The sequence below is a fragment of the Janthinobacterium algoris genome, from assembly GCF_051380935.1.
Taxonomy (GTDB): domain Bacteria; phylum Pseudomonadota; class Gammaproteobacteria; order Burkholderiales; family Burkholderiaceae_D; genus Janthinobacterium.
This window is the reverse complement of sequence record NZ_JBNYXZ010000002.1, coordinates 438,442-452,559: the sequence shown is the minus strand read 5'-3', so window position 1 is coordinate 452,559 and position 14,118 is coordinate 438,442. Positions and strand designations below refer to the sequence as shown.

General features: G+C 60.9%; 14 protein-coding genes and 1 pseudogene. 6 read left to right on the top strand and 9 right to left on the bottom strand.

Going from position 1 to position 14,118, the window contains the following annotated elements; genetic code table 11:
- Positions 1 to 186: 186 nt before the first annotated feature.
- The 4 genes and pseudogenes from lysS to ACQ4W7_RS04910 all read right to left on the bottom strand — a co-directional run bounded on the left by lysS (position 187) and on the right by ACQ4W7_RS04910 (position 3,741).
- Positions 187 to 1,716: a lysine--tRNA ligase gene (lysS, locus tag ACQ4W7_RS04925; protein WP_436528887.1), complete on the bottom strand. Its 1,530-nt coding sequence runs from the start codon at positions 1,714 to 1,716 to the stop codon at positions 187 to 189.
- A gap of 165 nt (positions 1,717 to 1,881) precedes the next feature.
- Positions 1,882 to 2,430: pseudogene (locus ACQ4W7_RS04920) on the bottom strand (HAD family hydrolase); the annotation flags it as partial.
- A 2-nt stretch (positions 2,431 to 2,432) separates the two neighbouring features.
- A protein-coding gene (gene prfB / locus ACQ4W7_RS04915; RefSeq protein ID WP_152284547.1) for a peptide chain release factor 2 occupies positions 2,433 to 3,537 on the bottom strand; the annotation gives its coding sequence in 2 pieces (ribosomal slippage) (positions 2,433 to 3,455 and positions 3,457 to 3,537; 1,104 coding nt in all).
- The gene (locus ACQ4W7_RS04910; RefSeq protein ID WP_436528889.1) at positions 3,454 to 3,741 is read right to left on the bottom strand and encodes a hypothetical protein; all 288 of its coding nucleotides are present in this window, start codon (positions 3,739 to 3,741) and stop codon (positions 3,454 to 3,456) included. Before ACQ4W7_RS04910 ends, prfB begins: the two co-directional genes overlap by 84 nt.
- Between ACQ4W7_RS04910 and ACQ4W7_RS04905 the strand changes: the two genes are divergently transcribed.
- Complete coding sequence (locus ACQ4W7_RS04905; protein ID WP_436528874.1) at positions 3,740 to 5,773, top strand: bifunctional 2',3'-cyclic-nucleotide 2'-phosphodiesterase/3'-nucleotidase; 2,034 nt, start codon at positions 3,740 to 3,742, stop codon at positions 5,771 to 5,773. The two genes, ACQ4W7_RS04910 and ACQ4W7_RS04905, sit on opposite strands and share 2 nt — an antisense overlap.
- Positions 5,770 to 6,261 (top strand): tetratricopeptide repeat protein, encoded by a 492-nt coding sequence (locus tag ACQ4W7_RS04900; RefSeq protein ID WP_436528872.1) that lies wholly within the window; start codon positions 5,770 to 5,772, stop codon positions 6,259 to 6,261. Before ACQ4W7_RS04905 ends, ACQ4W7_RS04900 begins: the two co-directional genes overlap by 4 nt.
- Before the next feature lie 121 nt (positions 6,262 to 6,382).
- Here ACQ4W7_RS04900 and ACQ4W7_RS04895 read toward each other — a convergent pair whose 3' ends face one another.
- Positions 6,383 to 6,796 carry a hypothetical protein gene (locus ACQ4W7_RS04895; protein WP_436528870.1) on the bottom strand — a complete coding sequence of 138 codons (414 nt, stop codon included), beginning with the start codon at positions 6,794 to 6,796 and terminating at the stop codon, positions 6,383 to 6,385.
- Between the two features lie 24 nt (positions 6,797 to 6,820).
- Positions 6,821 to 7,729 carry a hypothetical protein gene (locus ACQ4W7_RS04890; RefSeq protein WP_436528868.1) on the bottom strand — a complete coding sequence of 303 codons (909 nt, stop codon included), beginning with the start codon at positions 7,727 to 7,729 and terminating at the stop codon, positions 6,821 to 6,823.
- 376 nt (positions 7,730 to 8,105) lie between these two features.
- On the opposite strand from ACQ4W7_RS04890, the gene ACQ4W7_RS04885 reads away from it, so the two are divergent.
- From ACQ4W7_RS04885 to ACQ4W7_RS04870, 4 genes are all read left to right on the top strand, one after another.
- Positions 8,106 to 9,263, top strand: coding sequence for an ABC transporter substrate-binding protein (locus ACQ4W7_RS04885; protein ID WP_426073716.1), 1,158 nt, complete (start codon positions 8,106 to 8,108; stop codon positions 9,261 to 9,263).
- Between the two features lie 89 nt (positions 9,264 to 9,352).
- Positions 9,353 to 10,243 carry a branched-chain amino acid ABC transporter permease gene (locus ACQ4W7_RS04880; protein ID WP_436528866.1) on the top strand — a complete coding sequence of 297 codons (891 nt, stop codon included), beginning with the start codon at positions 9,353 to 9,355 and terminating at the stop codon, positions 10,241 to 10,243.
- A gap of 7 nt (positions 10,244 to 10,250) precedes the next feature.
- Positions 10,251 to 12,194, top strand: a complete 1,944-nt coding sequence (locus tag ACQ4W7_RS04875) for a branched-chain amino acid ABC transporter ATP-binding protein/permease (protein WP_436528864.1) — start codon at positions 10,251 to 10,253, stop codon at positions 12,192 to 12,194.
- Positions 12,195 to 12,204: 10 nt separating this feature from the next.
- Positions 12,205 to 12,927, top strand: coding sequence for an ABC transporter ATP-binding protein (locus tag ACQ4W7_RS04870; protein ID WP_426073713.1), 723 nt, complete (start codon positions 12,205 to 12,207; stop codon positions 12,925 to 12,927).
- Between the two features lie 116 nt (positions 12,928 to 13,043).
- On the opposite strand, the gene ACQ4W7_RS04865 is transcribed toward ACQ4W7_RS04870, so the two are convergent.
- The 3 genes from ACQ4W7_RS04865 to ACQ4W7_RS04855 all read right to left on the bottom strand — a co-directional run bounded on the left by ACQ4W7_RS04865 (position 13,044) and on the right by ACQ4W7_RS04855 (position 14,076).
- Complete coding sequence (locus ACQ4W7_RS04865; RefSeq protein WP_436528862.1) at positions 13,044 to 13,367, bottom strand: type II toxin-antitoxin system RelE/ParE family toxin; 324 nt, start codon at positions 13,365 to 13,367, stop codon at positions 13,044 to 13,046.
- Between the two features lie 8 nt (positions 13,368 to 13,375).
- Positions 13,376 to 13,648: a type II toxin-antitoxin system Phd/YefM family antitoxin gene (locus ACQ4W7_RS04860; RefSeq protein ID WP_436528860.1), complete on the bottom strand. Its 273-nt coding sequence runs from the start codon at positions 13,646 to 13,648 to the stop codon at positions 13,376 to 13,378.
- Between the two features lie 107 nt (positions 13,649 to 13,755).
- A complete protein-coding gene (locus ACQ4W7_RS04855) occupies positions 13,756 to 14,076 on the bottom strand; it encodes a DUF2288 domain-containing protein (protein WP_426073710.1) in 321 nt (106 codons plus the stop codon).
- Between the last annotated feature and the right edge of the window lie 42 nt (positions 14,077 to 14,118).

Sequence of the window (14,118 nt, the reverse complement as noted above, 5' to 3'; positions counted from 1 at the left end):
CCTTCCCAAAATGGAAGGGACGACATAACATTGAACATGGCGGCGAGAGTGGTAAGGTAATTGTTTTGTTTGGCGACATCAATTTACCAATTCAAAACCCTCGCTGCCACCCCCTTCCAGCAAAAACGTCAAGTCCATCTTCCCCCACCAAACGCGAAGAACCTTTTTATTGACTGGCGTCCGTGATTAGTCTTCGCGGCGCAAATGCGGGAACAGCAAGACGTCACGGATGTTCGGCGAATCCGTGATGATCATCATCAGGCGGTCGATACCGATGCCGCAGCCGCCGGCTGGCGGCATGCCGTATTCCAGCGCGCGGATGTAGTCGGCGTCGTAGAACATCGCCTCTTCATCGCCGGCGTCCTTGGCAGCGACTTGCGCCAGGAAGCGGGCCGACTGGTCTTCCGCGTCATTCAACTCGGAGAAACCGTTGGCGATCTCGCGGCCCACCATGAACAGTTCAAAACGTTCGGTGATGCCGGCCACCGTGTCGGAAGCGCGCGCCAGTGGCGACACTTCGACAGGATAGTCGATGATGTAGGTCGGTTCCCACAGTTGCGCTTCAGCCGTCTCTTCGAACAGCGCCAGTTGCAGCGCGCCCAGGCCGGCCGTGGCGAATGGTTTGACGCCGAATTTCTTCAGCTCTTCCTTGATGAATTCCGCATCGTTCAACTGTTCCGGCGTGTAGCCTGGCGCGTACTTGTTGATCGCTTCGACGATGGTCAGGCGGTGGAACGGCTTGGCCAGGTCCAGCTCGCGGCCGCCGTAGGTCAGGGATGCTGTGCCGTGCGCGTCGATGGCGGCCTGGCGAATGACGGCTTCCGTGAAGTCCATCAGCCATTTGTAGTCGGTGTAGGCCGCGTAGAATTCCATCATCGTGAATTCCGGATTGTGACGGATCGACACGCCTTCGTTGCGGAAGTTGCGGTTGATCTCGAACACGCGGTCGAAGCCACCCACGACCAGGCGCTTCAGGTACAGCTCGGGCGCGATGCGCAGGAACATTTGCATGTCCAGCGCATTGTGGTGCGTGATGAATGGCTTTGCCGCGGCGCCGCCCGGAATCGTGTGCAGCATCGGCGTTTCCACTTCCATGAACTCGTTCTTTTCCATGAAGCGGCGGATCGACGAGATGGCGGCGGTACGTGCCTTGAAGGTACGGCGCGTCTCTTCGTTCATGATCAGGTCGACGTAGCGCTGGCGGTACTTCGTTTCCTGGTCGGCCAGGCCGTGGAATTTGTCCGGCAGCGGGCGCAGTGACTTGGTGATCAGGCGCAGTTGCGTGACCTTGATGGTCAGTTCGTCCGTCTTGGTCTTGAACAGGGTGCCCGTCACACCCAGGATATCGCCCAGGTCATAGTGGTGCAGGGCGGCCATGGCCGCTTCGCCGGTGAGATCAAGGGTGGCGTAGATCTGGATACGGCCGTCGGCCTTCGGGCCGGATGCGTCTTGCAGGGTGGCGAAAGCGGCTTTCTTGCCTGCTTCGCGCTTGAGCATCATGCGGCCGGCCAGCACCACGGTGACAGGTTCGGCTTCCAGCTCTTCGCGCGTCTTGGCGCCGTATTGCGCGTGCAGATCCGCCGCCTTGTGCTCGGGGCGGAAATCGTTCGGGAAGGCGATGCCTTGTTCGCGCAGTGCGGCCAGCTTGACGCGGCGCTCGGCGATGATCTTGTTTTCATCGGGGGCGGCGGCTTGTTCTTGGATATCCGTAGTCATGGTGTTCTTCGTTGGTGATGATTGATGATGTGGTGCCAGCGCTGGCGCCACGCTGGCAAACAGTGCGTCGACGTCGAGTGCGGAGAAATCCGGCACGATGGCAATGACGTTGTCGAAGGTGGCAAACGCTTCGGCTGGCAGGGTGGTGGTGAGCACCACGACGCGCATGCCGGCACGGCGCGCCGCTTCCACGCCCAGCGGCGCGTCTTCAAAGACGATACAGTCTTGCGGCAGTGCGCCGGCCAGCTGGGCGCCTTTCAGGAAAACGTCGGGATGCGGCTTGCCCCGTTCCACGTCAGCGGCGCCGACGATGGCGTCGAAGCGGTGGCGCAGGTCCAGGCCGTCGAGCGTGAATGCGATGTTCTCGTTCGGCGCGGCCGTGCCCACCACCAGCCCGACGCCGGCCTGGCGCGCGCTGGCGATCAGCTGATTGAAGCCGGCCACCGTGGCCAGGTGCGGGCCGTACAGTTCGCGGTAGACGACTTCTTTTTCAGCCAGCAGGGTAACGTGATCGGCATCCTCACCCAGGTACTTGGCGATGATTTCGTGTCCCTGCCGTCCTGCCGTGTCGCGGAAAAAGGCGTCCGCATCCAGCGCATGGCCGTGGCGTTCAAAGAACGCCAGCCACGATGTCGTGTGGAAGGCCATGTTGTCGACGATGGTGCCATCCATGTCGAACAGGAAGGCACGCCGGGCTGGAACGGATACATTCATCCTTACACGCCTTGCTTGAGCGAGGCGGAAATGAACTCGTCGATGTCGCCATCGAGCACACCCTTAGTATTGCCCGTCTCGAAACCGGTGCGCAAATCCTTGATGCGGGACTGGTCCAGCACGTAGGAACGGATCTGGTGACCCCAGCCCACGTCGGTCTTCGAGTCTTCCAGCTTTTGCTGCTCGCTCATGCGCTTGCGCAGTTCATGTTCGTACAGCTTGGCTTTCAGCATTTCCATCGCTTCGGCGCGGTTGCGGTGCTGCGAACGGTCGTTCTGGCACTGCACCACGATGCCGGTCGGCGCATGGGTCATGCGGACGGCGGAGTCGGTTTTATTGATGTGCTGACCACCGGCGCCCGAAGCGCGGTAGGTATCGACGCGGATATCGGCCGGGTTGACGTCGATCTCGATCGAATCATCGACTTCCGGATACACGAACAGCGACGTAAACGAGGTGTGGCGGCCGTTGGCCGAGTCGAATGGCGACTTGCGCACCAGACGGTGCACGCCCGTTTCCGTGCGCAGAAAGCCGTAGGCGTGATCGCCCTCGACCTTCAAGGTGGCCGTCTTGATGCCGGCTACCTCGCCGTCGGATTGTTCCAGGATCTCGACCTTGAAGCCCTTGCGTTCGCAATAGCGCAGGTACTGGCGCAGCAGCATCGAGGCCCAGTCCTGGGCTTCCGTACCGCCGGCGCCGGCCTGGATGTCGATGAAGCAGTTGTTCGGGTCCATCGGATTGTTGAACATCCGGCGGAACTCCATGCTTTCGATGACCTTGCGGATTTCCTGCACGTCCTGCTCGATCGCTTCGAGCGTCTCGTCGTCGCCTTCTTCGCGGGCCATGTCGAACAGGTCGCGGGTGTCGCGCAGGTCGGCATCGGCCTTGGTCAGCGTGAAGACGATGGCTTCCAGCGCCTTCTTCTCTTTACCGAGGTCCTGGGCGCGCTTGGGATCGTTCCAGACGGTCGGATCTTCCAGTTCTTCGTTGACTTGCTCTAGTTTCTCCGACTTGACAGTGAAGTCAAAGATACCTCCGAAGTTCGGCTTCACGGACCGTCAGGTCGTTGAGCAGGGCGGAGATGATATTGATGCGTTCGGCTTCCATAATGTTCTGGTCTTCTATGGTGAAATCAAACCTTGGATTATACGCGAGCGCGGCGCGTTTCCGCTGCCGCTGCGGCGCAATTGCTATTGCACAGGGCAATAAAATGACCATTTTGCTGTATTTGCGACAATATTTTTGCCTTGAAGATGGCTGCCGTGCTGCGTATGATGCTGGCGATATTGTCTTTCCACAGGAATACATCATGCTTCAACTCCCCCGTCTTGCCCTGTTACCGTTGCTGCTGGCCGGCTGCGGCGCCTTGCCGCCCGCCGCCACGGGACGCGCCAGGGCGCCATCGGCCGCGCCGGCCGGCAGCCGCGCCACCCTGGCCCTGCTGGAGACGACGGACTTGCACGCGAATGTGCTCAGTTATGATTACTACAAGCTGCAGGCGGAGCCGTCGATCGGCCTGGAACGCACGGCGGCCCTGATCGCCCAGGCGCGTGCCGAATTTCCGAACAACCTGTTGCTCGACAACGGCGACACCATCCAGGGCACTGCGTTGGCCGACTACCAGGCCCTCGTCAAACCGCTGGCCTGCGACCAGACGCTGGCCATCTACAAGGCCATGAATTTGCTGAAGGTCGATGGCGGCGGCATCGGCAACCATGAATTCAACTACGGCCTGGCGTTCTTGAGCCAGGTGACGGGCAACCGCTTCGATGTCGACAGCGTTGACGCCGGCAAACCGCGCTGCGCCGGCCCCGCGTTCCCGCAAGTGCTGGCCAACGTCTACAGCGTCAAGTCAGGCAAGCCCCTGTTTGCGCCATATCACATCATCGCCAAGCAAATCACGGCCACCGGCCCCGATGGCAAGCCGCTGACGGCGACCGTGAAGGTGGGTATCATCAGCTTTGCGCCGCCCACCATCATGGCCTGGGACAAGCGCTGGCTCGAAGGCAGGGTCTATACGCAGGGCGTGCGCGAGACGGCGGAAAAAATCATCCCCGAGATGCGCGCCAAGGGCGCCGAGCTGGTGGTGGCGATTTCGCACGGCGGCCTGGATGACAGCCCGTACTCGCCGACCATGGAAAACGGCAATTACTACCTGTCGCAAGTGCCGGGCGTGGACGCCATGCTGATTGGCCACTCGCACCAGTTGTTCCCGAACGCCAGCAGCACGGTGCCGCAGTTTAATTTGCCCGGCGTCGACAAAGTCAAAGGGTTGGTCAACGGCGTGCCTACCGTGATGGCCAATCTGTGGGGCAAGCACTTGGGCGTGATCGGCTTGCACCTGCGCCATGACGGCAAGCAGTGGGTCATCGACAAGAGCGCCACCACGGTGGAAGCGCGCGGCATCCAGAATGCGGACAAGAGCTATGTAGCGCCCGATGCGGCCATCGCCAAGCTGGTGGCCGAGGAACACGCGGCGACGATTGCCTATGTGCAGACACCGGTCGGCGCCACGGATTTCCGCATGTCGACGTATTTTGCCGACGTGGGCGATGTCAGCGCCATCGAGGTGGTGAACCAGGCGCAGGCAGGCTACCTGGCCACGTATGTCAAGGCGAACTTGCCGCAGTACGCGCACTTGCCCGTGCTGTCGCTGTCGTCGCCGTTCAAGAGCGGCTCGGCCGGCGTGTCCGACTACACGGACGTCAAGGCGGGCAATGTGGCGCTGAATAATGCGGCCGACCTGTATTTATATCCGAACGCGCTGTACGGCGTGAAGATGAATGGCGCGGAGCTGAAAGCCTGGCTGGAACAGTCGGCACAGCGTTTCAATACCATCGATCCCAACAAGGCGGAGTCGCAGGAACTGGTCAACACGGCCCATCCGAGCTACAACTTCGACGCCATCACCAGTGCCGACGTGCGCTACCAGATCGACGTCACGCAGCCGCCGGGCCAGCGCATCAAGGCGCTTACCTACCAGGGCAAGCCGATGGACGCGGGCCAGGAATTCCTCATCGCGACAAATAACTACCGCGCCAGCGGCGGCGGCAATTTCCCTGGCCTCGACGGCAGCAAGACGGTGGTGGCCTCGCCCGACAACAACCGCGAACTGCTGATTGCCTACGTCACGCAGCAGAAGCACCTGACGCGCGCGAAAAACGGCTCCGCACGCAGCTGGACCTTCGCCAAGGTCGCCACGCAAGGCCCGGTGGTGTTTCATTCTGCGCCGAACGTGATCGACCTGGCGAAAGCGGCCGGCATCACCAATGTGACGCAGTTGAAGGCCGATGATGGCGCAGGCAAGGGCTTTGCGCTGTACCAGCTCGACCTGTCCAAATGAAGCTGGCGGCATGGCTGCTGGCAGCTGCTTTTGCGTCGCCCCTGGCATCGGCTGCACCTGATGTCACGGCCCGGGCCAAGGCCTTGATGCGCGCGGGAGAAGCGTCCCAGCCGCAGGCGCGCGCCCTGTTCGAACAGGCGGCGGGGCAGGGCAGCGGTCCTGCCGCATATTACCTGGGCCTGATGCTGAAAAACGGCATGGGCGGGCCGCAGGACAGCGCTGCCGCGCTGCGCTGGCTGGAGCTGGCGGCCCGGCGCAACGTGGCGCCGGCCATGTTCATCGTGGCGAACATGCTGCAGGACAGCGACGAGGCCAGGGCACGTTACTGGCTGGACGCTGCCTGCGACCTCGGCTACCCAGAAGCGCTGCAGCAGAAATCCGTGGCCCTGTCCGAGGGGCGCATGGGCTATGCGCACAACGAGGAGCAGGCGAACCTGTACCTGAAAATGGCCACGCACGCGATGGGGCACCGCCCGCCCGAACCTTAGTACACCTATCAAAACCTACTGCGCGTCGCGATTGACGACCTGCGATGCTCACTGTACCTTCGTACAGTTGCGCTTCTCGGTCGCAACTCCCTTCCGCTCGCGACGGTTTTGTTAGGCGTTGTTAAGCTTTGTCTGCTGTTTTCGGCTTGGCCCGCAAGCCGGCCGCCGCCTCGCCGATGGCGAACGGGTCGCGCGACAAGATGGCTGCGCCCAGGTCGACCAGCCTGGCCGCTGCGGCTATGGCGGCCTTGATGTCGGTGATGCGCTTGAGCTGCAGCTTGCCCTTGGCGATGGCGCCCTCGATATCGCCGCACGCCTGCTCGGCGCCTTCGGCGGTCAGGTGAATGCCATACGCGCGAAACAGGGCTACCATCTGGTCCAGGTGGTTTTCATATTGTTCCAGCAGCGCGCGCTCGTCCGGCGCCAGCGCCTCGCGTTCGCGGATGCGCAATTCCAGCACCAGGTTTGACGCTTGCGCCAGGCTGTCGGCGATGGCGTAGCTTTGATCTTTCGTCAGTTCGGTCAGTGGGGCCATGGGATTCTCCGGTGGGCCTGTCATTTACCAGCGGGCCGGGGCATAGAACGCCGCTTGCCGCTGCAGCGTGGCGACGTCGCGTGCAAACTGCGCCAGCTGCCGCTGCAGTTCGGGCGCCTGCAGGCGGTCGAGATTGGCCCGCAGCGCGGCCACACTGGCTTGCAGCGCATCGACGGCGGCGACGTACGCGGCGACGATCTTTTCCCTTTCCTGCAATTGCCGGCCTTCCAGGTGCAGACGCGTGCGGATGTAGTTGGCGGCCAGCGGTTCGCGCGGCACGGCCTTGTCGACGGCGCCGCGCAGCAGGTCCAGGTCGCGCAATTCATCCTGCAAGCCGGTACGGTAGCTGCGCTGGGCATATTCCTTGAGCGCATTGCTGACAATATCGACAGCTTCCTGCTCGTCGAGCAACTCGCGCAAGGCCGATTTCTGCAGGCGCTGCGTGGCCAGGCGGCTCAGGTGTTCGCTCAATTTGACGACCTTGGCCAGCTTGTCGGCATCGAGCAGTGGCGCGCCGGCGCCCGGCTGTGCCAGGCCGCCCAGCGCATCGCCGAGTCCGCCAAGCTCTTCCTGGTAGTCAGGCAGCTTGGCATCGGCCAGCGCCGCCAGGGTGTGCGCATAGCGCAGCAGGACGTTGTTCAGGCTGGCGACCGATGCGCTGGCCTGCGCGATGGCGGCGCAATCGGCGCGCGCCGCCTGTTCACTGGCTTGCGCATCGAAACGTTCTGCCAGGATCAGACGCTTGCGCATGGCCTTGTCCATGCAGCTGTGGACGCCGCCCGCCAGCATGGGTTCGAAGTGGACCGACATTTTTTGCGTCTGTTCGGCGAAGGTGCGCACGGGCGCCAGGTCGGTAGCGCAACCGCCCAGCAGCAGGCTGGCGATGGCGCCAAGTAGCAAGGGAAAAAGGGACGAATTCGACGGGCGCTGCATATGGCCTCCATGCGGTAGCAGTGGCTGATTGGACCGGCGCGCACGCGCTGGCATGGCCGACCTTAGCATGCTGAGCAGTGGCGGTATTGCGCCAGATCAGCGGCTTGGTGAATCGCCGAGCTCGCCTGCTTGCCTGTCGTGTTTTGCCACGGATTGTTGTCCGATGGCACAGCTGCACCAATTTGCGTCATATTTTCCTTACAAAAGACTGACATCTGGCCAGCAACTGCGTCTTTTCCGCATGTTGCGACGCGTCATATGTAGTTGTTGCTGGTGCATGTTTACTCACCTACAATGATTTATCGATGGGGCGGTTATCCAGCGTACGACTATAAAAATAAGTGGCATTAAAAACGTTGTATCAGAGGAGATGACAATGAATTTGAAACAGAAATTGCTCGTGGCAAGTTTGGTTTTGGGTTTCTCGCAGGCGGCAGTCGCAGCCGACCCCATCAAGATCGGCGTGTCCGGTCCGTTCACGGGCGGTTCCGCGCCGATGGGCGTGTCGATGCGCGATGGCGTCAAGCTGGCCGTCGCAGAAATCAATGCCAAGGGTGGTGTACTGGGCCGTTCCTTGCTGCTGATCGAGCGCGATGACGAAGCGAAGAACGAACGCGGCGTGCAGATCGCCCAAGAACTCATCAATAAGGAAAAGGTCGCCGCCACCGTCGGCTACATCAACACGGGCGTCGCCCTGGCTTCCCAGCGCTTTTACCAGGAAGCGAAAATTCCCGTCATGAACAATGTGGCGACGGGCTCCATCGTCACCAAGCAATTCGCCGACCAGCCGGAAAACTACATCTTCCGCAATGCCGCCAATGACACCATCCAGTCCGGCATGATCGTGCATGAGGCGATCGAGAACCGCAAGTTCAAGAAAGTGGCGATCCTGGCCGACTCCACCAACTATGGCCAGCTGGGCCGCGAAGACCTGGAAAAGGCGCTGGACAAGAAGGGCATCAAGCCCGTTGTCGTTGAAAAATACAACATCAAGGACGTCGACATGACGGCCCAGTTGTTGAAAGCCAAGCAGGCGGGTGCGGAAGTGGTGCTGACCTACGGCATCGGCCCGGAACTGGCGCAGATCGCCAACGGCATGGAAAAACTGGGCTGGAAAGTGCCGCTGATCGGCAGCTGGACCCTGGCCATGGGTAACTTCATCGACAACGCGGGCAAGAACGGCAATGGCACGCGCATGCCGCAAACCTTCATCCAGGATGCCAGCACGCCGAAACGCAAGGCCTTCATCGACGCCTATGTGGCCGCCTACAAGCCATCGGGCGGCCGCATGCCATCGGCCGTCTCGGCCGCGCAAGGTTACGATTCCATCTACCTGCTGGCCGCCGCTTTCAAGCAGGCCGGCGGTACGGACGGGCCGAAAGTGCGCGCTGCGCTGGAAAGCCTGAATGAAAAAGTGGAGGGTGCCGTCACCACCTACAACAAACCGTTCAGCAAGACCAACCATGAAGCGATCACGGCCGAGCTGACCGTGTTTGGCGAAGTCAAGGACGGCAAAGTCGTCCTTGCCAAATAAGTCCGGCTAATTTCAACTAGCCGCGAAATGGCCAGCCTTGAGGAATCAGGACTGGCCATTTTTTCATCGTTCGTCTTCCGGGGAATACCATGGAAATCTTCCTGCAGCTTGTCTTCAGCGGCGTAGCGCTGGGCATGATTTACGCCGTCATCGCCTTCGGCTACCAGCTGACCTTTGCCACTTCCGGCACCCTCAATTTCGGCCAGGGCGAATCCCTGATGCTGGGCGCGCTCGTGGGCCTCTCCCTGGTTGGCACCATCCATGGCGGCCCGTACATGAGCTATTTGCTGATGGTCCCCATCGTCATCGCCTTCGGCGCCTTGCAGGGCGTGTTCGTCGAATGGATAGGCGTGCGGCCCGCCATCAAGATCAAGTCCGAATTCGGCTGGATCATGTCGACCATCGCGCTGGCCATCATTTTCAAGAACGTGGCGGAAAATATCTGGGGCAAGGATGACCTGATGTTCCCGTCGCCGCTGTCGGCCGCGCCGTTCCAGGTGTTTGGCGCCAATGTGCAGCAGATGCAGGTAGCCGTCATCGTCGGCGCGCTGGCCATCATGCTGGCCGTCGAAGTGTTCAACCGCAAATCGATCTACGGCAAGGCAGTGGTGGCAACAGCCAACGACCGCGACGCGGCCGGTCTGATGGGCATCAACACGGGCATGGTCATCACCTTTTCCTACGCGCTGTCGTCGGCCACGGCCGCCTTTGCGGGCGTGCTGGTGGCGCCGTTGACCTTGACGGGGGCCACCATGGGCGCCTCGCTGGGCTTGAAAGCGTTTGCCGTGGCCATCATCGGCGGCCTGACGTCGGGAGTGGGCGCCATCGTCGGCGGGCTGATACTGGGCATCGCCGAGACGACCACCGGCTATTACATTTCCACCGGCTACAAGGAAGTGCCTGGCCTGCTGTTGCTGCTGCTGGTGCTGGCCATCAAGCCGTCCGGCCTGTTCGGCAAAGCCGCGATCAAGAAAGTCTGAGGATCACATGAACAAGAAAATCACCATGCTGGCGCTGAGCGCGGCGGGCCTGGCCGCGCTCGCGCTGTTCCCCATCGTCATTCCGAACCCCTACTACATCCACCTGGCCGAGACCATTCTGATTTACGCCATCCTGCTGTTCGGCCTCGATATCGTCGTCGGCTACACGGGGCAGGTGTCGCTGGGCCACGCGGGCCTGTTCGGCATCGGCTCGTACGTCACGGGCGTGCTGGTGTTCAAGCTGGGCTTGTCGTTCTGGCTGGCCATCCCCGCCAGTATCGTGGGTGCGGCGGTGTTTGGCGCCATCCTGGCCTTGCCGGCCCTGCGCGTGACGGGGCCCTACCTGGCTATGGTGACCCTGGCTTTCGGCACCATCGTGCAAATCCTGATCAATGAAATGAGCTTCCTGACGGAAGGCCCGATGGGCATCAAGATTCACAAGCCCGTCCTGTTCGGCCACAAATTGAGCGAAGTGGAGTACTACTACATGGTCGCCGCGCTGATGGTGGTCTCGCTGGTGGTGGTGCATCGCATTTTAAAGTCGAACCTGGGGCGGGCGTTTGAAGCCTTGCGCGACAGCCCGATCGCCTCGGATTGCATGGGCGTGTCCGTGTACCGCTATAAAGTGTATGCGTTTGTCATCAGCGCCGGTTTTGCGGGCCTGGCCGGCAGCCTGTACGCGTATTCGGAAGAGTATATCTCGCCCAATACCTACAACTTCGAGCTGACGATTTTGTTCCTGCTGGCCGTCATCATGGGCGGACGCAAGACGCGTTCGGGTGCCTTGATCGGCGCGCTGATCGTCGTCATGCTGCCCAGTTTGCTGGCCGACATCGAGTTGTTCCGCAAGATCGCCGTCAGCGCCGCCGTGCTGGGCGTGATCGGCTCCGCCTTCATGCTGGCCAAGAAGCGTTCCACCGTGCGCGGCGTGCTCGTGCCCCTGGTCGCCACCATCGGCCTGGCTGCATTTTCCTACAAACTGGAAAACATGGTCGACTGGCGCCTGACCATCTTCGGCCTGATGACTTTATTTGTCGTGTATTACCTGCAGGACGGCATCGTCGGCTTCCTGATGAGCTTTATCGGCAAGGGACGGCGCCATGTGCAGGCCGTCGCCTCGCATGGCGTGGCGCCGTTCGAGCACGCTCAGGGCGGCCAGCGTGGCGAAATGCTGCTGCGCGTGGACCAGGCGCTGATGCAGTTCGGCGGCTTGAAAGCCTTGAACCAGGTAGACCTGAGCGTCACGCAAGGCTCGGTGCACGGCTTGATCGGGCCGAACGGCTCGGGCAAGAGCACGATGATGAATGTGCTGACGGGGATCTACAAGCCGACGGCGGGCAAGGTGGAATTTGCCGGCGCGGTGATCTCCGGCCGCACGCCGTCCGAAATCGCCCTGGGCGGCGTGGCGCGCACCTTCCAGAACGTGCAGCTGTTCGGCGAGATGACGGCCACGGAAAACGTGCTGGTGGGTTTGCACAACACCTTCAAATCGAATGTGCTGGACGTGATGCTGCACACGCCGCGCTACAAGCGCGAAGAGAAGGCGGCGCGCGAGCGGGCTGCCAGCATCCTCGAGTTCGTGGGCCTGGCCGACCTGGCAAACGAAGAGGCGCGCAATCTGCCGTATGGCAAGCAGCGGCTGCTGGAAATCGGTCGCGCGCTGGGCCTCAATCCCCGCCTGCTGCTGCTCGATGAACCGGCGGCGGGCCTGACGGCGCCCGACATCAAGGAGTTGATGGCCATCATCCGCAAGATCCGCGAGCACGGCATCACCATCATCCTGATCGAGCACCACATGGATGTGGTGATGGCACTGTCGGACGTGGTGACGGTGCTGGACTTCGGTCAGAAGATCGCCGAAGGCGCACCCGCGCTTGTCCAGAGCGATCCGAAAGTGATCGAAGCCTACCTGGGCGGCAGCGCCGACACCCTGGCGCCAGCGGCGCACTGAGAGGAAGACCATGCTGACCATTCATAATCTGCACGCCGCCTACGGCAAAGTCGAAGTCTTGCACGGCATTTCGCTCGATGTCCCGAAGGGCAAGCTGGTGACCCTGATCGGCTCGAACGGCGCCGGCAAGACCACCACCATGCGCGCCATTTCCGGCATGCTGAAACCGAAATCGGGCACCGTCACCCTGGGCGGCAAGGATGTCACGGGGCTCGACTCGCACCGCATCGCGCGCGCCGGCCTGGCCCATTCGCCGGAAGGACGGCGCGTGTTCGCCTCGATGTCGGTGACGGACAACCTGCTGCTGGGCGCTTTTCCCCGCTTTACGCGGGCGCGTCCGAAAGGCGATATCAAGGGCGACCTGGACAAGGCCCTGGAGCTGTTTCCCCGCCTGAAGGAGCGGCGCGACCAGCTGGCCGGCACGCTCTCGGGCGGCGAGCAGCAAATGCTGGCCATGGCCCGCGCCGTGATGCTGAACCCGGAAGTGATCCTGCTGGACGAGCCGTCGATGGGCCTGGCGCCCATTCTGGTGGAGGAAGTCTTCCGCATCATCACGCGCCTGAAGGCCGAAGGCGTGACTATGCTGCTGGTGGAGCAATTCGCCGCCGCCGCCCTGAACGTGGCCGATTACGGTTACGTGCTGGAAAACGGCAGTATTTCCGTGCACGGCCCGGCCGAGAGTTTAAAGAACGATCCGAAGGTGATAGCGGCTTACCTGGGTGGCGGGCACTGACGCGAGCTGACAATGCGCTTGCTGCGCATTGTCAAATCCTCTGCATTGCGCAATCTAGCGGGGGCAATGCATTGGGTAAAAATGCAAAACGTGCCCAGAGAACGTCTTGCCAATAATTACGAATGGAGCAAGCGACGGCGAATCAGTGCTTCCAGGTCACGGCTGGTATGGGCAATCATATGAACATAAATGATATCGTTATGTCCGTGCTCGATAATGATGCGATTCTGACCGGCCAACAGTTGACGGTGGGTGGTCAAATGAAGGTCTTCAAGTTCAGGCACAAAGGCGCCTTTATTGTTCCAGTCTTTGAGGGAATTGACTTCAGCCACAATCTCCTGAGTCACCTTCTTGGCAAAAGTAAGGGATTCGTTCTGCTTCAGATAGGAGCGAATGTCTTGCAAATCGTTTAGCGCGTATTGAGTCCAAATGATTTTCATGTGCTGAATCAGTTTTCGTCGTCTTCAGCTTCCAGAAGAGCAACAACGTCATCATGATCAATTACTTTGCCTTGCTCAATCTGCTTACGGCCATGAGCAAGGATACGGAGCATGGCAAGTTGATCTTGAGTCTTTTGATAGCTAACAGCGTCTTGAACAACTGCCTGAACTCTGCCGTTTACAGTGATGGCGACTGGGTCATGCGTTTCCAGCACCTGTTTGACCACGTCGCTGGTGTTCGTCTTCAAGTAGCTAATTGGTTGAATGTTCAGAAAGTTCATACTGCCCTCCATAAGTAGGCAGACCGATGATAGCATCGGATAGCTAAATTAAGTGCCAAATTTACTTGGCTGCACATTTTCCTTGCTTCGAGCGCAGCCTGTAGGCATCAGTGTTTGGTGGGTTTGTCCTGCTGCACCAGGATGAACGGGCTGACGACGACAGCCCACAGGGCCGCGTCGGCGGCTTGCCAGTCCAGCGCCTGCTGGTCCGACACCTTGGCCACTTTGCCATCGGCCATCCATTGCGTGATGGTGGTTTTGTCGTCGTGCGAGATGCGCACGGCCACTTCGACCAGATCGAGTTCATTGGCGACCCAGACGACATTGCCCTGGGCGAAGTGCTTTTCCAGTTCGCTCCAGGCCAGGCGGGCCGTTTCGCTGTTCACTTTGAGGCGTAGTTCGGTGTCTTTTTCAGGATTGGTTTGCATGCGAAATATCAAGTTGCGGTGAGTCGGGTGCCGTTGCGCGCG